The organism is Cellulomonas fimi (assembly GCF_028583725.1).
Taxonomy (GTDB): Bacteria; Actinomycetota; Actinomycetes; order Actinomycetales; family Cellulomonadaceae; genus Cellulomonas; species Cellulomonas fimi_B.
This window is the reverse complement of sequence record NZ_CP110680.1, coordinates 4,202,784-4,223,867: the sequence shown is the minus strand read 5'-3', so window position 1 is coordinate 4,223,867 and position 21,084 is coordinate 4,202,784. Positions and strand designations below refer to the sequence as shown.

The 21,084-nt window shown below is 75.5% G+C and carries 19 protein-coding genes; 11 read left to right on the top strand and 8 right to left on the bottom strand.

Features of this window, described 5'->3' with window-relative positions; translation table 11 throughout:
• Window positions 1-311: 311 nt before the first annotated feature.
• Entirely contained in the window at window positions 312-1,769 is a 1,458-nt protein-coding gene (gene purB, locus OOT42_RS19085) for an adenylosuccinate lyase (RefSeq protein WP_273652733.1), read from the bottom strand.
• 64 nt (window positions 1,770-1,833) lie between these two features.
• On the opposite strand from purB, the gene OOT42_RS19080 reads away from it, so the two are divergent.
• On the top strand, window positions 1,834-2,712 hold the full coding sequence (locus OOT42_RS19080) for a phosphotransferase family protein (protein WP_273652732.1): 879 nt from the start codon (window positions 1,834-1,836) through the stop codon (window positions 2,710-2,712).
• A gap of 69 nt (window positions 2,713-2,781) precedes the next feature.
• Here the strand turns inward: OOT42_RS19080 and OOT42_RS19075 are convergent, their stop codons facing one another.
• Window positions 2,782-3,747 (bottom strand): EamA family transporter, encoded by a 966-nt coding sequence (locus OOT42_RS19075; protein WP_273652731.1) that lies wholly within the window; start codon window positions 3,745-3,747, stop codon window positions 2,782-2,784.
• Window positions 3,748-3,940: 193 nt separating this feature from the next.
• On the opposite strand from OOT42_RS19075, the gene OOT42_RS19070 reads away from it, so the two are divergent.
• Entirely contained in the window at window positions 3,941-4,195 is a 255-nt protein-coding gene (locus tag OOT42_RS19070) for a hypothetical protein (RefSeq protein WP_273652730.1), read from the top strand.
• A complete protein-coding gene (locus OOT42_RS19065) occupies window positions 4,192-5,739 on the top strand; it encodes a hypothetical protein (protein ID WP_273652729.1) in 1,548 nt (515 codons plus the stop codon). The genes OOT42_RS19070 and OOT42_RS19065 overlap by 4 nt, the downstream gene beginning before the upstream one ends.
• Before the next feature lie 7 nt (window positions 5,740-5,746).
• Here the strand turns inward: OOT42_RS19065 and OOT42_RS19060 are convergent, their stop codons facing one another.
• Entirely contained in the window at window positions 5,747-6,127 is a 381-nt protein-coding gene (locus OOT42_RS19060; protein WP_273652728.1) for a phage holin family protein, read from the bottom strand.
• On the opposite strand from OOT42_RS19060, the gene OOT42_RS19055 reads away from it, so the two are divergent.
• Window positions 6,126-6,749 (top strand): DUF6318 family protein, encoded by a 624-nt coding sequence (locus OOT42_RS19055; protein WP_273652727.1) that lies wholly within the window; start codon window positions 6,126-6,128, stop codon window positions 6,747-6,749. The two genes, OOT42_RS19060 and OOT42_RS19055, sit on opposite strands and share 2 nt — an antisense overlap.
• Window positions 6,750-6,766: 17 nt before the next feature.
• Here OOT42_RS19055 and hisC read toward each other — a convergent pair whose 3' ends face one another.
• Together hisC and OOT42_RS19045 are read right to left on the bottom strand one after the other, a co-directional pair.
• On the bottom strand, window positions 6,767-7,834 hold the full coding sequence (gene hisC / locus OOT42_RS19050) for a histidinol-phosphate transaminase (RefSeq protein ID WP_273652726.1): 1,068 nt from the start codon (window positions 7,832-7,834) through the stop codon (window positions 6,767-6,769).
• Window positions 7,835-7,967: 133 nt separating this feature from the next.
• Window positions 7,968-8,675 carry a hypothetical protein gene (locus OOT42_RS19045; RefSeq protein WP_273652725.1) on the bottom strand — a complete coding sequence of 236 codons (708 nt, stop codon included), beginning with the start codon at window positions 8,673-8,675 and terminating at the stop codon, window positions 7,968-7,970.
• A 212-nt stretch (window positions 8,676-8,887) separates the two neighbouring features.
• Between OOT42_RS19045 and pdhA the strand changes: the two genes are divergently transcribed.
• From pdhA to OOT42_RS19030, 3 genes are all read left to right on the top strand, one after another.
• Complete coding sequence (gene pdhA / locus OOT42_RS19040) at window positions 8,888-10,048, top strand: pyruvate dehydrogenase (acetyl-transferring) E1 component subunit alpha (protein WP_423775937.1); 1,161 nt, start codon at window positions 8,888-8,890, stop codon at window positions 10,046-10,048.
• On the top strand, window positions 10,045-11,076 hold the full coding sequence (locus tag OOT42_RS19035) for an alpha-ketoacid dehydrogenase subunit beta (protein WP_273652723.1): 1,032 nt from the start codon (window positions 10,045-10,047) through the stop codon (window positions 11,074-11,076). The genes pdhA and OOT42_RS19035 overlap by 4 nt, the downstream gene beginning before the upstream one ends.
• 99 nt (window positions 11,077-11,175) lie before the next feature.
• Complete coding sequence (locus OOT42_RS19030; protein WP_273652722.1) at window positions 11,176-12,894, top strand: dihydrolipoamide acetyltransferase family protein; 1,719 nt, start codon at window positions 11,176-11,178, stop codon at window positions 12,892-12,894.
• Between the two features lie 87 nt (window positions 12,895-12,981).
• Here the strand turns inward: OOT42_RS19030 and OOT42_RS19025 are convergent, their stop codons facing one another.
• The 3 genes from OOT42_RS19025 to OOT42_RS19015 all read right to left on the bottom strand — a co-directional run bounded on the left by OOT42_RS19025 (window position 12,982) and on the right by OOT42_RS19015 (window position 15,837).
• Entirely contained in the window at window positions 12,982-13,416 is a 435-nt protein-coding gene (locus OOT42_RS19025; RefSeq protein WP_273652721.1) for a hypothetical protein, read from the bottom strand.
• Window positions 13,417-13,419: 3 nt separating this feature from the next.
• Window positions 13,420-13,944, bottom strand: a complete 525-nt coding sequence (locus tag OOT42_RS19020; RefSeq protein WP_273652720.1) for a ubiquinol-cytochrome c reductase iron-sulfur subunit — start codon at window positions 13,942-13,944, stop codon at window positions 13,420-13,422.
• A 63-nt stretch (window positions 13,945-14,007) separates the two neighbouring features.
• On the bottom strand, window positions 14,008-15,837 hold the full coding sequence (locus tag OOT42_RS19015) for an MDR family MFS transporter (RefSeq protein WP_273652719.1): 1,830 nt from the start codon (window positions 15,835-15,837) through the stop codon (window positions 14,008-14,010).
• Window positions 15,838-16,061: 224 nt separating this feature from the next.
• Between OOT42_RS19015 and OOT42_RS19010 the strand changes: the two genes are divergently transcribed.
• From OOT42_RS19010 to OOT42_RS18995, 4 genes are all read left to right on the top strand, one after another.
• On the top strand, window positions 16,062-16,784 hold the full coding sequence (locus OOT42_RS19010; RefSeq protein ID WP_273652718.1) for a hypothetical protein: 723 nt from the start codon (window positions 16,062-16,064) through the stop codon (window positions 16,782-16,784).
• Window positions 16,785-16,946: 162 nt separating this feature from the next.
• Window positions 16,947-17,882 (top strand): YcnI family protein, encoded by a 936-nt coding sequence (locus OOT42_RS19005; protein ID WP_273652717.1) that lies wholly within the window; start codon window positions 16,947-16,949, stop codon window positions 17,880-17,882.
• 20 nt (window positions 17,883-17,902) lie between these two features.
• Window positions 17,903-18,649, top strand: coding sequence for a copper resistance CopC family protein (locus OOT42_RS19000; protein WP_273652716.1), 747 nt, complete (start codon window positions 17,903-17,905; stop codon window positions 18,647-18,649).
• A gap of 23 nt (window positions 18,650-18,672) precedes the next feature.
• On the top strand, window positions 18,673-20,940 hold the full coding sequence (locus OOT42_RS18995) for a cytochrome c oxidase assembly protein (RefSeq protein ID WP_273652715.1): 2,268 nt from the start codon (window positions 18,673-18,675) through the stop codon (window positions 20,938-20,940).
• The last annotated feature ends 144 nt before the right edge of the window (window positions 20,941-21,084 follow it).

The window sequence follows — 21,084 nt, the reverse complement described above, 5'->3', positions numbered from 1 at the left end:
CAGGGCGTCTGGGAGCGTTCCCGGTCGAAGCGGTTCGACCAGATGAGAGAACGGTGAGAACCGGTCGAATCGTTACGAACGCATGGAACCTGCGGCTTTGCTGGAAGCGCTCTCGCCGATGTCGTGTCGAACGCTAGCGCGAACGGGCGGTCGGTTACGATTTATCCGATCTGTCCGATTCACTCGTTCGGCTCGGCAGGACGTCCTCGCGCCGTCACGGACGATCCTCGGTCCGACCGCCCCTGCCCGCCGGGACCTTGGTCCCGGTTCCGCCGGGCGGCTACCCGTCGCGGGCCCCGCGACCCGGGCGGTCAGCGGTCGAGGTAGGTGACCAGCTCCGCCGCGAGGCCGGTGTACGACGCCGGCGACAGCGCCTGCAGCCGCGCCGCCACGTCCGCCGGCAGTCCCAGCCCGCCGATGAACTCGCGCATGTCGTCGGCCGTCAGCCGGCGGCCGCGCGTGAGCTCCTTGAGGCGCTCGTACGGGTTCTCCATCCCCGTCACGCCCGCGACGGACGCCGCCCGCATCGCCGACTGGACAGGCTCGCCGAGGACCTCCCAGTTCTCGTCGAGCTCGCGCGCCAGCAGGGCCGCGTCGACGTCGAGCGCGCGCAGGCCACGGCGCACGTTGTCGATCGCGAGCAGCGAGTGCCCGAAGGCGGGGCCGATGTTGCGCTGCGTCGTCGAGTCCGTGAGGTCGCGCTGCAAGCGGCTCGTGACCAGCGTCGACGCGAGCGTGTCCAGCAGCGCCGACGAGATCTCCAGGTTCGCCTCGGCGTTCTCGAACCGGATCGGGTTGACCTTGTGCGGCATGGTCGACGAGCCCGTCGCGCCCGCCACCGGGATCTGGATGAACACCCCGCGCGAGATGTACGTCCAGACGTCCGTCGCCAGGTTGTGCAGCACCCGGTTGAACCGCGCGACGTCCGCGTACAGCTCCGCCTGCCAGTCGTGCGACTCGATCTGCGTCGTCAGCGGGTTCCACGTCAGGCCCAGGTGCTCGACGAACGTCCGGCTCACCACTGGCCAGTCCGCGCCCGGCACCGCGACGACGTGCGCGCCGTACGTGCCCGTCGCGCCGTTGATCTTGCCGAGGAACTCGTCGCCCGCGATCCGCCGCAGCTGCCGGCGCAGCCGGTGCGCGAGCACCGCGAGCTCCTTGCCCAGCGTCGTCGGCGTCGCCGGCTGGCCGTGCGTCAGCGCGAGGAGCGGCTGGTCCTTGTGCTCGTGCGCGAGCGCCGCGACCTCGTCCGTCAGCGCCGTCGCCGCCGGGAGCCACACGTCCTGCACCGCACCCCGCACCATGAGCGCGTACGACAGGTTGTTGACGTCCTCGCTGGTGCACGCGAAGTGCACCAGCTCGCTCACGCCCGGCAGGACCGTGTCGTCGCCGAGGGCGGCCGGGGCGTCGGCCAGGCGCTTCTTGAGGAAGTACTCGACCGCCTTCACGTCGTGCACCGTCACGCGCTCGATCTCCGCGAGCTCCGCGACCTCCGCCGCGCCGAACGTCGTCACGACGTCCCGCAGGTACTGCTCCTCCGCGGGCGACAGCGTCGGCGCGCCCGGCACCACGCCGTGCCGCGTCAGGTGGATCAGCCACTCGACCTCGACGTGCACGCGCTCGCGGTTGAGCGCCGCCTCCGACAGGTGGTCCACCAGCGGGGCGACCGCCGCGCGGTACCGGCCGTCGAGCGGGCCGAGCGCGATCGCGGGGGACGCGTCGGCCAGACGGACGCGCGCGGACGGGGCGGTGACGTCGGGGGAGGACATGCCGTCATCATCCCAGAGCCGTGCACGTCGCGGTCGTCCTGTCCGCCCGTCGTAGGGTGCCCACGTGACGGGCGAGGTGCGGGTCGAGACGGGCTTCGTCCGGCCGCCCGACGACCTCCTCGATGCGCTCGTCGCCGGGGCGCTGCGGTCCGCGGGTGCCCGTCGCGGCACCGGCACATGGGTCGAGTCCGGGTCGAGCGCGGTCGTGCTCGTGACTCCGGACGTCGTCGTGCGCGTCGCGCGGCAACCCGCGCACGTCGCCGGCATGCGTCGTGCCCAGGCGCTGGTCGACGCGCTGCCGGAGCTCCCGTTCGACGTGCCGCGGTCGGTCGGCGACCCGGTCGAGGCCGACGGCCACGTCGCGGTGCCCGTCCGGCGCGTGCACGGCGCTCCGCACCCCGCCGGCTCGGGAGACCCCGCCGCGCTGCGCCGGCTGCTCGACGCGGTGCACGGCGTCGACGTCGCCCCGCTGCGCGACCACCTCGCGCCGGCACGCGAGTTCGCGGGCGGCGCGGCGTGGGAGACGGTGCTGCGCGAGGAGGTCGTCCCGCGGCTGGACGCGGACGTGCGCGGCGAGGCGGTCGCGCGCGTCGACGCGCTCGCGGCCCTGCCCGCCGACGAGCGCGCCGTCAACCACGGCGACCTCGCGGGCAGCAACGTCCTGTGGGCGGACGGGCGGGTCAGCGGCGTCCTCGACTGGGACCTCGCGGCGTGGGACGACCCCGCGGAGGACGTCGCGGCGCTCGTGTCGTGGCACGGCTGGGCGCTCCTCCCCGCGGTCACCGACGGCGCGACCGCCGCGCGCGCGGACGTCTTCCGGCGGAGCTTCCCGCTGCAGCTCGTCGCGTTCGCCGTGCTGAACGGTCGCCCGGCCGACGAGGTGGCACGAGCCGTCACACGGGCGCAGGAGCGGCTGCGGGACGACGCCGCGCGCGTGCGGTAGGAGGCACCGCGGTCGGTCGCCGCACGGGTCGGCGGACGCGGCGTGGCCCGCCCGTCCTCCGCGCCGGTGTCAGGGGGCGACGGTGTCCGGGAGGACGGCCGCCGGCTCGGCGTCGGGACGGCGCTGGCGGGCGGTCTCGGCGAGGACGACGCCGCCGAGGACGATGCCCCCGCCGACGAGCTGCACGGCCGTCATCGCCTCACCGAGGAACACCCACGCGGAGGCCGACGCGGCGACGGGCTCGACCATCCCCAGCAGGCCGGCGCGCGCGGGGCCGAGCGAGCGGATGCCGACGAGGAACAGCAGGTACGGGACGACGGTGCCCAGGACGACGATCCACGCGACGAGCACCCACAGCGGCGGCGTGAGCGTGCCGGGCACGTCGACCGCGACGCCCAGCGTGTCGTACGGGTACGTCCATACCGGCTGCAGGACGACCCAGAACAGGGCGGCGAACGTCATCGTCCACGCGTGCGTCGACAGCGGGTCGCGCGTGGAGAGCATGCGGTCCCCGAGCAGGTAGTACGCGGCCAGCGACACGGCCGCGCCGGTCGCGGCGAGCAGCCCGAGGACGTCGAGGACGACGCCCTCGCCGACCTGCGCGACGAGCGCGAGCCCGCCGAGGCACGCGACGAGCGCCCACCAGACGCGGCGGTGCACGGCCTCCTTGAGCACGAACCGCGCCCACAGCGCGACCAGCAGGGGAGCGGTGTACTCGACGAGCAGCGCGACGCCGACGGGCAGCCGTGAGATCGCGGTGAGGTAGAGCCACTGCACGAGCGCGACGCCGACGACGCCGAGGACGGCGAGGGACACGAGCTCGCGGCGGTCGCGCAGGCGCAGCCGCCTCGCGCCGACGACGAGGACTGCCGCGACGAGCACGACGGCCGAGCCGACGCAGCGGATCTCGACGAGGCGCGTCGGGCTGAGCCCCGCCTGCATCGCGAGCTTCGCCACGGTGCCGTTGACCGCGAACAGCAGGGACCCGACGACGACGGCGAGCACGCCGATCGGCGGCGGGAGGCGGCGGGGCACGTGCGCACGGTAACCCGGGGGTGCGGCGGTGACCGGCGTCGGCTCGCGGGCGCGGGAGCGGGTGGCCGCGGTCGTCGTCGCGGGCTCCGGCGAGGCCCGTCGAGCCGTCCACAGCCCGGTCCCGCGCGAGCCCGTCCACCGGTACCGACGGGCGCGCACCCCCGTCCCCCACCGCGCACCTAGCGTCCCGCGCATGGTCAGCGCCATCGCCCCCCACGTCCGCACCGCCGGCACGAACGTCGACGAGGCGCGGAGCCTGGTCGCCGCCGCGCGACGCGTCGAGTGGCGCTCGCCGACCGTCGCGCGGTACCTGCGCGCGCTGGAGGACCTCGACGCACGGCTACGCACCACGGCCGACGCCGTCGAGGTCGCCGCACGTGCCGCAGCCACGGCCGACCGAGCGGCGTCGGCCGCGCCCGTCGGTGGCCTGGTGGGCGGTCCCTGGTGAGCGACGGCGGGCTGACGATCGTCGGCGGCGGGCGGCCGGACCTCGTCGACACCGCCGAGATGCAGCGGGCCGTGACGACGCTCGACCGCGTCGCCGACCACCTCGACGTCGCCGACCGCGCGCTCGCGGTCGCGGTCGAGGCGGCGCGACCGGGGCTGCTGACGCCCGAGGGCAGGGCTGCGTCCGCCGCGGTGCACGCCGCACGCGAGGGGAGCGCCTCACCCGCCCGGTGCGCCCAGGAGGCCCGGGCGCTCGGTCGCACGGTCCGCGCGGCCGTCGTCACCTACGACAGCGCCGAGTCCGGCGTGCACCGGATCCTGCGCGCCGTCGTCGGGGGAGAGCCGATGCTCGACGTGGCGTTCCCGGCGCTCCCGCTGGTCCGGCCGCTGCTGGGCGTCACGACCCTCGGTGCGGCGTCGGTCGCGCTCCGTGCCGTCGCCCTCGACACGCTCCTGCGCGCCGGGTGGGCCCTGCCGTCGGGCCGCGCCGACGACGTCGTGCGGGACCGGATGCGCGCCCTGAACCGGCTCGCCGCGGTGCTCGTGGCGGACGGGCGGGCCGAGCTGCTCACGCTCGGCCTCGCGACGACGTTCCTCGGACCGACCGCGGGCCACGTGCCGCCGGACCTGCGCGTCCCGATGCTCGCCCGGCTCCTCTCGGGGCTGCTCCCCGAGCCCGGCCCCACCGTCGTCGTCCCGCGCGTGGGTGCGACCCAGCTGCCGGCGCCCCGGAGCATCGCCCAGGTCCTCGCGAACGTCGCCCGCTCCTACGACGAGGGCGCGGTCGCCGCCGTGCCGGGCACCCCGGAGGGCACCATCTCGATCCAGCGGTTCGCGCATCCCGACGGGGCGGTCTCGTGGGTCGTCGCGATCCCGGGGACACAGTCGCCGTCCCTGAACGGGGTCAACCCGATGGACGCCGGGACGAACGGCCGGCTCGTCGGCGACCTGCCGGACTCGATGACACCGGCCGTCATCGAGGCGATGCGGCTCGCGGGGATCCGGGAGGACGAGCCCGTGCTGCTCGCCGGGCACAGCCAGGGCGGCATGGTCGCGACCAGCGTCGCGACCACGCTCGCCGGCACCTACCGGATCGCCGCCGTCGTCACGGCCGGCTCGCCCGACATCCCGCGCGGCCCGATGCCGCCCGAGGTGCAGGTCCTCCACGTGCGCGACCGCGCGGACATCGCGCCGCAGAGCGACGGCCGTCCCGACCGCGGGTCGCCGAACGTCCGCGTCGTGACGGGCGACGCAACGGAGGCCGGGGCGCCGCCGGTCAGGAATCCCGTCGAGGCGCACAGCGCCGCGCGGTACGTGCGGCTCGGCGAGGCCGTCGACGGCGAGCTCGACGACCCCCAGCTGCGGGACCTCGCACGTGCGGTCGGCAGCGTGCTCGGACCCGAGGGGACCACCGTGACCACCCTGCAGTTCGTCGCGACCCGCGACCCGGCGGTCGTGACCACCGACCCGCTCACAGGACTGCCGCGGCCGGACCGGCTCGCGCCCGGCGGCCCGCTCACCGCACCGCCCGGGAGGACCCGATGACGGCGGCTCAGTCCCGGTCGCCCGGGATGATCACCGAGAGGACGAAGGACACGACCGAGATGATCAGCGCCCCGAGCACAGCCGTCCCGAAGTTGTCGATCCGCAGGCCCCAGCTCGTCTGCTCCGTGATCCACGCGGTGAGCATGAGCATGAGCGCGTTCACCACCAGGGTGAACAGGCCGAGCGTCAGGATGTACAGGGGGATCGACAGGAACGCGACGATCGGCTTGACCACCGCGTTGACGATCCCGAAGACGAGCGCGATGAGCAGGATGATGCCCGCCTGCTCCAGGTTGGTGTCGGCGCCCACGATCGTCAGGCCCGACAGGACGAGGGTCGCGAACCAGATCGCGACGCCGTTGATCAGCACCCTCACCACGAACGACATGCGTCGATCCTGCCACCGGCGTCCGCGTCCGCGCGTCCGCTTCGCGCGCGTCGCCGGCATCACGGCGGTGCTGGCGGGGACGTGGACGCTGTCCGCGTGCGTCGGGACCGCGCCGTCGGAGGTCGACCCCGTGGCGTCCAGCGCCGTGGCCGCCGGCGTCGTACCGGGCAGCCCGACCGCTGCCGTCACGCCGGCCCCGGAACCTCCCGCCGCCATGGCGGTCGGCGACGGAGCAGGAGCCGTCGCCGCCGCGGACCACCTCTTCGCGCTCTGGACGCACGCGCGCACCACGGGCTCGGTCGCGGCTCTGACCGGGACGTACGCCGACACGTGCGGCATCTGCCGCGACGTCACCGACCGTGTCGTCGAGCTCGCAGCGATCGGCGTCACGGAGGCCGACGGTGACCTGGACCTCCTCGACCCGACGCCGACCGAGATCGTGCCCGGATCCTGGTTCGCCGTCACGGGCGTGCTCGTCGAGGGGCCGGCGCGGCTGGTGGACGCCGAGGGCGTGACGACCGGCACGGTCGACAGCGGCCGGTACGGCGTCCTCATGACGCTCACCTGGTACGAGGGGGTGTGGCGGGTCGAGTCGCTGGACCTCGAACCCCCGACGCCGTGACGGCGCCGCCGGGGCGACTAGCGGCGGTGGGCGTCCGCGGCGACCTCGAGGAACAGGTCGGTCGCCTCCGGCTCGCCGACGCTCACCCGCACGCCGTCCCCGGCGAACGGGCGGACGAGCACACCGGCGCGCGTGCAGCGCTCCGCGAACGACGACGCGTGGTCGCCGAGCGGCAGCCACACGAAGTTCGCCTGCGAGTCCGGCACCGTCCAGCCCTGGGCGTGCAGGCCCGCGAGCATCCGGCCGCGCTCGGCGACGATCGCGTCGACGCGGTGGAGCAGCTCGTCCCGGGCACGCAGCGACGCGAGCGCGGCGAGCTGAGCGACGTGCGACACCCCGAACGGGGTCGACGCCGCGCGGATGCCCGCCGCGAGGCGCGGACGCGCCACCGCGTAGCCGACACGGAGGCCCGCGAGGCCGTAGGCCTTCGAGAACGTGCGCAGCAGCACGACGTTGGGGTGCTCGGCGAACACCGCGAGCCCGTCGGCGGCGCGCTCGTCCCGCACGAACTCGACGTACGCCTCGTCGACGACCACGAGCACGTGCGAGGGGACGGCGGCCAGGAAGCCCGCGAGCTCGTCCGCGTGCACGGCCGGTCCGGTCGGGTTGTTCGGCGTGCACACGAGCACCGCCTTCGTGCGGGCGGTGACGGCCTTGGCCATCGCCTCCAGATCCAGCCGCCCGTCGGCGCCCACCGGCACGCGCACGCCCTCCGCCCCGGCCAGCGAGACGGCGATCGGGTAGGCCTCGAACGACCGCCACGGGAAGACGACCTCGTCGCCCGCCTCGCACACCGCGGTGAGCACGTGCCCGAGCGCGGCGACCGAGCCGCAGCCCGTGACGACGTTCTCCGGTGCCACGCCGAGCGAGGACGCGATCGCCTCGACGAGCTCCGTCGCGTACATGTCGGGGTAGCGGTTGACGTCGACCGCCGCGTCCGCGATCGCCGCGACCACCGACGGCAGCGGCGGGTACGGGTTCTCGTTCGACGACAGCTTGTACGCCGCCGCGCCGACGGGAGCCCGAGCCCCCGGGACGTACGGCGGCAGGTCGGCGAGGGCCTTGCGCAGGGGAACTCGGCTCACCGCCCCAGCATGCCATCGGCGCACGCGCCGCCTGGCGGCGACGGGCGATCGGTCGTGCGCGTCGCGTGGTGGGGCCGGGTCCGGGGCTGGGGCCGCGTCCGGGCGCGGGCGCGGGTCGGGCGATGGACCCGGGTCAGGCGATGGAGCGGCGGCGGACCGCGGCGCGGACGGTCGGGCGTGCCGGGTGGACGTGCGGGAGGGCGACGCGCGGGCGGGTGCGCAGCTCGTCGGGGGTCGGTGCCGGCGGGTGGTCCTGCAAGTGTGCGAGCACCTCCAGGAGGTTTGCGATGTCGCCCTCGACGGACGTGTCGTCGTCGCGGTCGCCGGCCGGGATGCGCACGGTCACGCGCGCGGTCGGCGCGGCGCTGCGCTCGGGACGGACGAGGTCCCGCGCGCCCGGCTCGGTCGGCGCGACGTCGTCGACGGCGACCGGGACCGTGGCCAGCGAGGCGGCGCTCAGCGAGGCGGCGGCGGCGGCGTCCACAACCGTGACGGGCGCGTCCTCGGTGTCCGCCGACCACGGCGTCGCGGGGAGGGGCGCGTGCGTGACGGTGACGCCGAGCGCGGTGAGGAACGCCGTCGCGCGGTGGACGGTCAGCGCCCGGTCCTCGAGCCCGAGGCTGCTCAGCGCCAGCCGCACGTCGTGCTCGGTGACGACGTGCGAGTGCTCCGGGGCGGCAGCGCTTGGATCGGCGGCCCCCGCGTCGGCGGCGTGCGGGCCGGTCGCGACCGCGCGGGAGGGCTCGGGTGGCGCGGTCGTGCTCCCGGCCGTGCCGGTCGTCCCGCTCGTTCCGGTCTCGTCGTCGCGCATCGTCGGGCCCCTTCCCGCGGTGGCGCTCACCGCCCTGTCCTTGTCATCGGCCGGTGGCGACGGGTTCTGGGGGATGCGAGCGGCTGAAAAGCTCGGGCGGGGTCCTGTAGGGGTTCCACAACGCGTCCGGACGAGCCTTGTTCGTCGGGTTCGCGGGCAACCTACGCATGCGTAGCCTACGCTGACGTAGGTTCGAGCCAACGACCCGGACTGCCCGACCACGAGCGGCCACCGCCGCCGGCGTGAAGGAGAACCGCGTGAGCCAGACCAGCCCGCCGACCGACGACGGTCTCGTCCAGCTGCTGACTCCCACGGGTGAGCGCGTCCCGCACCCCGACCTCGACCCCCGCGTCGCGCACCTCGACGCCGACGGCCTGCGCGCGCTGTACCGCGACATGGTGCTCGTGCGCCGGTTCGACACCGAGGCGACGTCGCTGCAGCGCCAGGGCGAGCTCGCGTTGTTCGCGCAGGGGCTCGGCCAGGAGGCCGCGCAGATCGGCTCCGCCCACGCGATGAGCCCGCGCGACCACGTCTTCCCGAGCTACCGCGAGCACGGCGTCGCGCACGTCCGCGGCGTCGACCTCGCGCAGGTCCTGCGGCTGTTCCGCGGCGTCGACCACGGCGGCTGGGACCCGGTCGCGCACGGCTTCCACCTGTACACGCTCGTCATCGGCTCGCACACGCTGCACGCGACGGGCTACGCGATGGGGCTCCAGCGCGACGGCCTGGTCGGCACGGGCGACCCCGAGCGGGACGCGGCGGTCGTCGTCTACTTCGGCGACGGCGCGACGTCCCAGGGCGACGTCAACGAGGCGCTCGTGTTCGCCGCGGTGAACAACGCGCCCGTCGTGTTCTTCTGCCAGAACAACCAGTGGGCGATCTCCGAGCCGACGTCGAAGCAGGCCAGGGTGCCGCTGGCCGACCGCGGGCCCGGGTTCGGCGTCCCCTCGGTGCGGGTCGACGGCAACGACGTCCTCGCCACCTACGCGGTGACGCACCAGGCGCTCGAACGCGCGCGGACCGGCGGCGGCCCGACGTTCGTCGAGGCGTTCACGTACCGCATGGGCGCGCACACCACGTCGGACGACCCGTCGCGCTACCGCACGAGCGCGGAGGAGGAGTACTGGCGCCGCCGCGACCCGATCGACCGCCTCCGGCTGCACCTCGAGCAGCTCGGCGAGCTGTCGGCGGAGTTCGTCGAGCAGGTCGCCGACGAGGCCGACGCGCTGGGTGAGCGCATCCGCACCGAGGTGCGCGCGATGGGCCGCCCGTCGTCGGCGTCGATGTTCGAGCACGTCTACGCCACGCCGCACGCCGTCGTCGAGGGCGAGCGTGCCTGGTTCGAGCGGTACGAGGCGTCGTTCACGGACGCCGGCCAGTCGCGGGAAGGGAGCCACCGGTGAGCACGACCACGACCGAGGTGCGCGCGGCGGACGCCGGCACCCGCGGCACGCAGAAGCTGACGTTCGCGAAGGCGATCAACCTGGGCCTGCGACGCGCGCTCGAGAACGACCCGCGCGTGCTGCTCATGGGCGAGGACATCGGCAAGCTCGGCGGCGTCTTCCGTGTGACGGACGGCCTGCAGAAGGACTTCGGCGACGACCGCGTGGTCGACACGCCGCTCGCGGAGTCGGGGATCGTCGGCACCGCGATCGGTCTCGCGCTGCGCGGCTACCGTCCGGTCTGCGAGATCCAGTTCGACGGCTTCGTCTTCCCGGCCTTCGACCAGATCACCACGCAGCTGTCGAAGATGCACTACCGGTCGAAGGGCCGCCTCACGCTGCCCGTCGTCATCCGCATCCCCTACGGCGGCGGCATCGGCGCGGTCGAGCACCACTCGGAGTCGCCCGAGGTGCTGTTCGCGCACACCGCGGGCCTGCGCGTCGTCAGCCCGTCGAGCCCCGTCGAGGCGTACGGGATGATCCAGCAGGCGATCACGTCGCCCGACCCCGTCCTGTTCTTCGAGCCGAAGGGCCGGTACTGGGAGAAGGGCGACGTCGACCTGGACGCCGACCCGAGCGGGCCGCTGCTCGACAAGGCGCGCGTCGTGCGCGCGGGCACCGACGTCACGCTCGTGGCGTACGGGCCCACCGTGCAGACCGCGCTCAAGGCCGCCGAGGCCGCCGCGGCGGAGGGCACGAGCATCGAGGTCGTCGACCTGCGCGCGCTGTCCCCGCTCGACACCGCGACCGTCGCCGAGTCGGTCCGCCGCACCGGCCGCTGCGTCGTCGTGCACGAGGCGCCCGTGCTGTACGGGACGGGCGGCGAGGTCGCGGCCCGCATCACCGAGGAGTGCTTCTACCACCTGCAGGCGCCGGTGCTGCGCGTCGGCGGGTTCCACGCGCCCTACCCGGTCGCGAAGGTCGAGCACGACTACCTGCCCGGTCTCGACCGGGTCCTGGACGCCGTCGAGCGCGCACTCGCGTTCTGACGGCTTCGCCCGCGCCGCTGCGTCGCCACCCCTGACGCGGCGGCGCGGGCCCACCCGACCCGCTCGTCGACCTACCCCCCGTCCGAGGAGGACCCGCACGTGCCGACCTACCAGCAGTTCCCGCTGCCCGACGCGGGCGAGGGCCTGACCGAGGCCGAGATCGTCGCGTGGCACGTGGCGGTCGGGGACGCCGTCGAGGTCAACCAGACGATCGTCGAGATCGAGACGGCGAAGTCGCTCGTCGACCTGCCGTCCCCGTGGACAGGCGTCGTCTCGGCGATCCTCGTCGAGCCGGGGCAGACGGTCGACGTCGGCACGCCGATCATCGAGATCGACACCGACCCGACGGGCGAGGCGCCCGCCCCGGCGCCGGCGCACGGCGGGGCGATCGAGCACGGCCACCGTGGCGGCGGCGACCGGCACGCGGGTGTCGAGCCCGGCGGTGCGGACGAGGTCGCGGCGGTGCGCGAGCAGGCCGAGGCCGCGCGACGCGCGTCGGAGGTGCGCGCGCACGACGAGCACGCCGCGGGCCTCGACGCGGGCTCCGCGGCCGCAGGGGGCCGCGACGCGACCGCACCCCGCGCGGCGGCCGGTCTCGGTGGCACGCCCGCGGCCCGGACGGCGGCAGGGCTCACGACGACGGCCGTCGCCGCCGGTGGCACGACCACGACCGCCGGGGACGGCGGTGCGACCACGACCGCCGCGGGCGGTCACCCCGGCACGTCGGGTGGTGGTGACGCCGCGTCCGGCGGTGAGGGCCGTCAGGCGGTGCTCGTGGGCTACGGACTGGCCGACCCGAGCGCGACCCGACGCGCACGCGGTGGCGCGCCGGGCGCGGTCGCGGCCGTGACGGGCGCCGCGGCCGGCGGCGGCACGTCGACCGGAGCCGCGACCGCCGCCCCCCGTGCGGGCGGCCACGCCCTCGCCAAGCCGCCCGTCCGCAAGCTGGCGCGCGAGCTCGGGGTCGACCTCGACTCCGTCACGCCGACCGGACCCGGCGGGATCGTCACGCGCGAGGACGTCCTCGCGCACGCCGCGCAGGCCGAGGCGCGGACGCTCGCGACGTACCCCGGCGACGACAAGCCGTGGCTCGCGACGGGCACCGTGTCCCCCGACGGCCGCCAGACGCGCGTCCCGGTGAAGTCGGTGCGCAAGCGGACCGCGGAGGCGATGGTGACCAGCGCGTTCACCGCGCCGCACGTCACCGTCTTCCACACGGTCGACGTCACGCGCACCATGCGGCTCGTCGAGCGGCTGCGGGCGGACAAGGAGTTCGCCGACGTGCGCGTCACGCCGCTGCTGATCGCGGCGAAGGCGCTCATGCTCGCGGTGCGCCGCCACCCGGAGATCAACGCGTCGTGGGACGACGTCGCGCAGGAGATCGTCTACAAGCACTACATCAACCTGGGCATCGCGGCGGCGACCCCGCGCGGGCTCGTCGTGCCGAACGTCAAGGACGCGCACCGCATGAGCCTGCTCGAGCTCGCGCAGGGGCTCGGCGATCTCACGGCGACCGCGCGCGCGGGGCGGACGTCACCGTCCGACATGGCCGACGGGACGATCACGATCACCAACGTGGGCGTGTTCGGCATCGACACGGGCACGCCGATCCTCAACCCGGGCGAGGCGGCGATCCTCGCGTTCGGCGCGATCCGGCTGCAGCCGTGGGTGCACAAGGGCAAGGTCAAGCCGCGGCACGTCACGCAGCTCGCGCTGTCGTTCGACCACCGGCTCGTCGACGGCGAGCTCGGCGCGCGCGTGCTCGCGGACGTCGCGTCGGTGCTGGCGGACCCCGCGCAGGGCCTCGTCTGGGGCTGACCCGGGCATCGAGGCGTCGCGGCGTCTCCCGGTCCCGACGTGGACCGGCCGGGCGGACCTCGGGTCCTGACCCGGCCGGTCGTCTCGTCAGACGGCCGTCGGGCGAGCAGCGGCGACCATGCGCCGCTCGACGACGATCGCGACGATCCCGAGGACGATCGCCAGCGCCTCGGTGATCGCGGAGATCCACTCGTTCGTGCCCTCCCAGCGGGACTGCACACCGAACAGCCCGACGGTCGTCGCTATGACGAACGCGCCGAGCGTCGCCGCACCGAACCCGATCGCGCCGAGCAGCGGCCAGACCGACCGCCACACGAGCAGCAGGACCCCGAGCACGAGCCCGCCGATCCCGTTGAGGAGGAACGCGGGGCCGACGACGTCGACGCTCTTCATGCCGTCGTTCCACAGGATGAGGTGGACGACGGCGGACGTGACCACGCAGACCGCGATCACGACGCGCAGGCCGAGGGCGATCGGGCGACGCGCGACCGTGCGCGCGGCACCCGCGGTGGGGGCGGTCATGGCTCAGGCCTTCCCGGGGAGCACGGCGCCGTCGGCGACGTGCACGTCGACAGGGGGCAGCGGCTCGGGTGCGGGGCCGGACACGTTCTTGCCGGTCAGGTCGAACACCGAGCCGTGGCACGGGCAGTGCAGCTCGTCGCCGTCGGGGACGACGGTGCAGCCCTGGTGGGTGCAGACCGCGGACAGGGCGACGACCGTCCCGGCCTCGGGCTGCACGAGCAGGATCTTGTTGCCGTCGGCGTCGGTCGCGGAGATCGCGCCGCCGACGGGGATGTCGGACACCTGGGCGAGCGAGCCGTCGGCCGCGGGCTGCGAGGCGCCGTCGCCCCCGCCGCCCCCGGACCCGCCCGAACCGCCGTCGCCCGACCCGCTCGCGGAGCACGCGGCGAGCACCCCGGCGGCGGCGACGCCCATGGTCACCAGGCCGGCGCGCTGCAGCACCTGCCGGCGGTCGACGCACCCGTCGCACGCGTGCGCGGCGGCGGGGGTGTCGGTGGAACGGGCGGGGGACTCCTGGATCTGCGGCATCGCGGCCTCCGGTGCTGGGCTCCGTCGTGTCAACGGTTCACACGGTCCCGCGGCTCGGATGGTTCAGCGATCCGGCAGATCCGCGGGCGGGCCGGGTGCGGCGGCGGCCTCCCGACGTGCGGCGTCGGCGTCGGCGACGGTCGCGGTGACGCCCCCGATCGCGGTCACGGGCCCGCCTGCGGTGCGCGGCGTCTCGACGGCCGGGTCCGCGGCCGGCGGCGCGTCGGCGTCGGCACCCTCGGCGAGGCGCCCCTCGATGCCGGAGACGGTCCGCAGCGGCAGCTCGGGCAGCAGGATCGTGAGCACGACGCCGACGACCATGATGCAGGCCGCGATGAGCAGCACGAGGTCGACGGACTGCGCGAACCCCTCGAGGAACGGCTGCGCGAGCCGCGGGTCGAGCGCGCCGATGAACGAGGAGTCGTCGAGCGAGGGCAGGGACCCGCCGCCCCGGATCGCCTCGGCCACGGCGGCGTTCGCGGGGTCGGCGAGCACGGCCCGGTCCGTGAGGGCGGCCTGGAGGTCGGGTGTCGGCAGGAGCCGTGCGAACGCGTCGCGGATGTTGCCGCCGACCGTCGAGAACAGGATCGACAGGAAGACGGCCGTGCCCAGCGTGCCGCCCATCTGCCGGAAGAACAGCGACGACGACGTCGCGACGCCCATGTCGCGGATCGCCACCGCGTTCTGCACCGCGAGCACGAGCGGCTGCATCGTGAGGCCGAGGCCCAGGCCGAACACGACCGACGACGCGAAGATCTGCCAGAACGGCGTCTCGACCGCGAGCCGCGAGAACAGCAGCGCGCCGACGACCATGAGCATCGTGCCGATGACGGGGAACACCTTGTACCGGCCGGTGCGCGCGGTCGTCTGGCCCGCGATGACGGACCCGGACATGATGCCGACGGTGAACGGGATCAGCGTCAGGCCCGCCTCCGTCGGCGTCTGCCCGCGGACGATCTGCAGGTACAGCGGCAGCGTCGCGAGCCCGCCGAACATCCCGAGGCCGATGACGACGTTCGCGGCCGCGCCCACCCCGAACGTCCGGTTGCGGAACAGGTAGAGCGGCAGGATCGCGTCCTGCTCGGCCCGCCGCTCGGCGAGCCAGAACAGCAGCAGGCCGACGGCGCCGGTCGCGTACGCGGCGACGGAGCGGCCCGACGACCAGCCCCACTCGCGGCCCTGCTCCGCGACGATCAGCAGCGGGACGAGCGCCATGACGAGGGCCAGCGCGCCCGGCCAGTCGATGCGGTGCTCGACCCGCCGCAGCGGCGGCAGGTGCAGCACGCGCTGGATGACGACGAACGCGAGGATGCCGATCGGCACGTTCACGAGGAACACCCAGCGCCACCCGGTGATCCCCAGGATCTCGTCGGCCCCCGCGAAGAACCCGCCGATCACCGGCCCGAGCACCGACGACGTGCCGAACACCGCGAGGAAGTACCCCTGGTACCGCGCACGTTCCCGGGGCGCGACCAGGTCGCCGAGGATCGTGATCGCGAGCGCCATCAGACCGCCCGCCCCCAGGCCCTGCAGGCCGCGGAACAGCGCGAGCTCGTACATCGAGCCGGCCGTCCCGGACAGCAGCGACCCCGTCACGAACAGTGCGATCGCCAGCAGGTAGAACGGCTTGCGGCCGTAGATGTCGGAGAGCTTGCCGTACAGGGGCGTCGAGATCGTCGCCGTCAGCAGGTACGCCGTCGTCACCCACGCCTGCAACGACAGTCCGTGCAGGTCGTCCCCGATCGTGCGGATCGACGTCGCGACGATCGTCTGGTCGAGCGCCGCGAGGAACATGCCGAGCATGAGCCCGCCGAGGATCGTGCGGATCTCCCGGTGCGTGGGCGGGTGGAACACGGGAGGTGCGGGGGTGGCCGTGGCGGCGTCTGCGGGCATCGGTCCTTCTCGACGGCGAGGTGCGGGGGACGGTGGAGCGGCGATGCGGTGCGGGCCGGGGTCCGCGGGACGCGCGGGCTCGCGTCCGACTGAGCCCAACACCGAGCATGCACCCGCGTGTTCCCCGTCACACCCGCGAGCCCGGCGAGCGTCCCGCCAGGTCGCAGGCGCACGAAACTTTTCACGGGATCGGGACGTCCCACCTGCGCAGCTACCGTGACCGGATGCCCTCCGCGACGACGGGACCGTGGCGCCTGGTGCGCGCGGGCGTCGTCGCGTCCGTCGTCGTCGCGCTCGCCGGGCTCGCGCACGTCCTCGGCGGCGGGGTGCTCCCCGCGGGTGTCGTCCTGGTCGCGCTGACCTCGCTCGTGCTCGCGGTGTGCGTCGCGCTCGCGGGCCGCCGGCTCGGGGTCGTCGCGGTCACGGCCGTCCTCGGCGTCGGGCAGCTCGTACTGCACCACGCGTTCACCGTCCTCGGCGCGACCGCCTGCGTCGCCGGCTCCTCCGTCGCGGCCGGCGACCCGCACGCCGGACACACCGCCGCCGAGCACGCCGCGCTCGCGACCGCACCCGGTGCGGGTCACGCCGGACATGCCGTCGGGCAGGTCGTGGACCACGCCGCGCACACCGGGCAGGCCGTCGGGACCGTGGCCTGCGCCGACCCCCACGGTGTCGCCGCCCCGCTGCTCGGGGCGTCCGCGATGCTCGTGCTGCACGTCGTCGCGACCGTCCTGACCGCGCTCGTCGTCGCCGGCGGCGACCGGGCGCTGCACTGGCTGCTCGCCTGGCTGCGGCCCCGCGTCGTCGTGCCCGCGCCCCTCGTCGTGCCCGCCGGTGCGCCGCTCGTCGGTCCCGTCGTCGACGCGTCGCCGCACCGAGCGCCCTGGGCGCGCGCCCACCCCCGCCGCGGCCCACCCGCGGCCCCGCCCGCACCCCCCGCGCGCTGACGCGACCGCCGGGCCCGCTCCAGGAGGGGCGATCGGTGGTCGTCGCGCGGGAGCCGCGCGCCTCGCCCGGACCGCCGACCCTCGTCGTCGAGGCCGGGCGTCGGGCCGCGCCCTTCCACGACCACCCCGCGGACCTCGGTCCGCGACGCCCGAAGGACCCTCATGCCCCTGCACGTCGCCGTCCCCGTCCCCGTCCCCGCACCCGCGCGCGCCGCGGCACGTGCGACCGCCCGCGCCGCCGTCACGCCGTCGGCCCCCGCGGCCGCCTCCCTCGCCGCACCCGCGTCGAGCGCGGCCTCTCTGAGCGCACGTGCCCTCGCGTCGTCGGCCCGTCCAGCCGCCCGAACCCGCGTCGGGCGGTCCGCGCGTCACCGGGCTGCGGTCGTCGTGGCGCTCGGCCTGGCCGTCGCGGTGCTCCCCACCGCCGCCGACGCGCATGTCCGCGTCATCCCCGAGAGCACCGTCGCGGGCGGCTGGAGCGCGTTGACGTTCCGCGTGCCGAACGAGTCGGCGACGGCCGTCACGACGCAGGTCGTCGTCGACCTGCCGACCGACACCCCGTTCCTGTTCGTGTCGACGCGGCCCGTCCCCGGGTGGACCGCGACCGTCGAGACGGCGCCGCTGGCCGAGCCCGTCGACAGCCACGGCACGACGATCACCGAAGCCCCCGCGCGCGTGACCTGGACCGCGGCGCCCGGGGCCGAGATCGGCGACGGGCAGTTCCAGGAGTTCGAGATCTCCGCCGGGCCGCTCCCGGACGAGGTCGGTCTCGACGTCGTGCTGCCCGCGCACCAGTCGTACAGCGACGGCACCGTCGTCGACTGGGACGAGGTGGCCGCCGACGGCAGCGAGCCTGCGCACCCCGCGCCGGTCCTCACCACCACGGCCGCGCCCGACCCGGACGCGGACGACGACGCCGGGGATGCCGGGACCGCTGCGCCCGGCGCCGACGTCAGCGCGTCCGACGACCCGGTCACCAGCGACGGCGAGCCGACCGACGTCGTCGCTCGCGCCCTCGGCGGCGCCGGGCTGCTCCTGGGGCTCGGTGCGCTCGCCGTGGCCGTCGTCACGTCCCGCCGGCGCCGGACCACGGCATGAGGTGGGCGATGCTGGACGACATGCTCCCCACGTCCGCCCGACGGGCCACCCCGGCGCGCACCCCGTCCGTCGCCGAGCCACGCCCTGTCGAGCGCGCGGCCGCGCGACTGCTCGCACTCGTCGCGGTCGTCGGCGCGCTCGCCCTCGCGGGTGCACCGGCCGCGCAGGCGCACAACACGCTGCGCGCGAGCGACCCCGCCGACGGGGCGACGGTCGCGTTCGCCCCGGACCGTGTGACGCTCACGTTCGACATGGCCGCCACCGCGATCGGGACGGAGGTCGTCGTGACCACGGCCGACGGGCGCGTGGTGAGCGCCGGTCCCGCCGAGCTCGTCGACGCGACCGTCGCGCAGCCGCTCGCGGGCGAGCTGCCCGCAGGCGCGTACACCGTGAGCTGGCGCGTGACCTCCGCCGACGGGCACCCCATCGAGGGCACGCTCGGCTTCACGGCCACGGCGGCGACCGTCGCCGGGACCGGCGGCGCCCCCGTCCCGGCGCCCGAGCCCACGCCGTCGGACGTTGCGACCTCGACCACCGAGACGACCGACGACGCGACGGCACCCGCCGGGACCGACGACGCGACGGCGCCGGCCGACGACGGAGCGGCCGGCGGGACCGCCGACGACGAGCCCGCCGTCGCCGGGCCGCTGCTCGCCGGCATCGGCGGCGTCCTCGTCGTCGCGGGCGGCGTCGCCGCGTGGTACCTGCTGCGTCGGCGCCCGGACGACGTCGCCGGCGACGGCGAGCCCGTCGGGCCGGACGCCTGAGCGACGCGACCTAGGCTGGAGTGATGACCACCCCGGTGCGCGGCGGCGCGCGGACCCCCGGCCAGACCGGCGGGTCCGACGCGTCGTCGCGCCCGGGCGCCGGGCCCGCGTCCCGTCCCGAGGGCGGCGCGCCGCGGCCCGGGTCGCCGCCCGTCGTGCGGGTCGCGCTGCTCGTCGTCGCCGCCGTCGCGGCGGTCGTCGCGGGCGTCGCGTTCTCCGGTGCGGTCGCCCCGCGCCTCATGGCCGACCCGGGGTCAGCGGTCCGCTGGGGGCTGCCCGTCGCGAAGACGCTCACCGAGCTCGCCGGGGCGGTCGCGCTCGGTGCGCTGGTCCTCGCGATCGGCGTCCTGCCGCGGCGCCGGACCGCCCTCGCCGCCGATGCGCGCGTGACCCCGGGCCGGGCCGACGGCCGGTCGTACCCGCGCAGCCTCCTCGTCGCCGCGTGGGCCGCGGGCGTCTGGACGGTCGCGTCGCTCGTGCACCTCGTGCTCACCTACGCGAACGTCGCGGGGCGGCCCGTCGAGTCCGCGCAGTTCGGCCAGGAGCTCGGCGTCTTCGTCACGCAGATCGACCTCGGCCGCACGCTGCTGCTCGTCACGACCGCCGCGGCCGTGGTCACCGCGCTGTCGCTCGTCGTCGCGACACCGACCGGTGCCGCGTGGACGGCCGTCGTCGTGCTCGTCGCGCTCTACCAGCAGGCGCAGCTCGGCCACGCCGCCGGCGCGTCCGGGCACGACCTCGCGACGTCGTCGATGGTCGTGCACCTCGTCGGGGCCGCCGTGTGGATCGGTGCGCTCGCCGCGCTCGCCGTCGTCGTCCGGTGGGTGGGCACCGACCTGTCCGCGTCCGTCGCGCGGTACTCCGTCATCGCGGGGTGGTGCTTCGTCGCCGTCGCCGTCTCGGGGCTCGTCAACGGCCTGCTGCGCACCGGCGGGTGGTCCGACCTCACGTCGGCCTACGGTGTCCTGCTGCTCGCCAAGGTCGCGCTGTTCGGGCTGCTCGGGCTGCTCGGCCTCGCCCACCGGCGGGCCGTCATCCCGCGCCTTACCGGTGGTGCGGCGGTCACACCCCGCGCGCAGCCCACAGCAGCTCCGGACACGCCTGCCACCGGCAGCACCAGGGGAGTCCCGAGCGCCACGGTCGACGCCGCGCGACGCGCCGGCACTGCGCTGTTCTGGCGGCTCGTGCTCGTCGAGCTCGCCGTCATGGGTGCCGTCTCCGGCGTCGCCGTCGCGCTCGGGTCGACGGCCCCGCCCGTCCCCGAGGAGCCGCCCGCCGACCCGTCGCCCGCCTACCGCCTCACCGGCCACCCGCTGCCGCCCGAGCCGACCGCGCTGCGCTGGCTCACCGAGTGGCGCTGGGACCTGCTCCTCGCGTCGGCGGCCGTCGCCGGGCTCGTCGTCTACTGGCGCTGGGCGCTCCGGCTGCGCCGGCGCGGCGACACCTGGCCGTGGGCGCGCACCGCGTCGTGGACCGCCGGGATGCTGCTGTTCGGCTGGACGACGTCCGGTGGGCCGGCCCTGTACGGGCACGTGCTGTTCAGCGCGCACATGGTCCAGCACATGGTGCTCGCGATGGTCGTGCCGATCTTCCTCGCGCTGTCCGCGCCCGTGACGCTCGCGCTGCGCGCGCTGCCGGTCCGCTCGACGCGCCTGCGCGACGACGACTCCCGCGGCCCGCGCGAGTGGATCCTCGTGCTGGTGCACAGCCGCGTCGGGTCGTTCCTCGCGCACCCCGTCGTCGCCGCCGTCAACTTCGTCGGCTCGATGATCGCCTTCTACTACACCGGGCTGTTCGAGTGGTCGCTGCGGTCGCCCGTCGGGCACCTCGCGATGGTCGTGCACTTCACGCTCGCCGGGTACCTGTTCGTCAACGCCCTCGTCGGGATCGACCCCGGCCCGCGCCGCCTGCCGTACCCGCAGCGGCTCCTGCTGCTGTTCGCGACCATGGCGTTCCACGCCTTCTTCGGCGTCGCGCTCGTGTCCGGGGAGACGCTGCTCGTCGCCGACTGGTTCGGGCTCATGGGCCGCCCCTGGGGGCCGAGCGCGCTCGCGGACCAGCAGATCGGCGGCGCCATCACCTGGGGCATCGGCGAGATCCCGACGCTCGCGCTCGCGATCGGCGTCGGGTTCGCGTGGGCGCGCGACGACGAGCGCACCGCGCGGCGACGCGACCGCAAGGTCGACCGCGAGGGCGACGTCGAGCTCGACGAGTACAACGCGATGCTCGCCGGCCTCGCCGAGCGCGACGCCCACCAGGCCACGAAGGACGCCGAGCCGCCCCGAGGCTGACCGCCGCCGCGACGCTGCCGGGAACGCCGTGCTGGCCTCGACCCGGGTCCGGTGACCGCCCGGGCGTCGGACGCGGTACCCAGCACCGGGTCGCCCACCGTCCCACCGGCCGGCCCAGCGGGTGGTGGGGAACGTTCGTCGGGT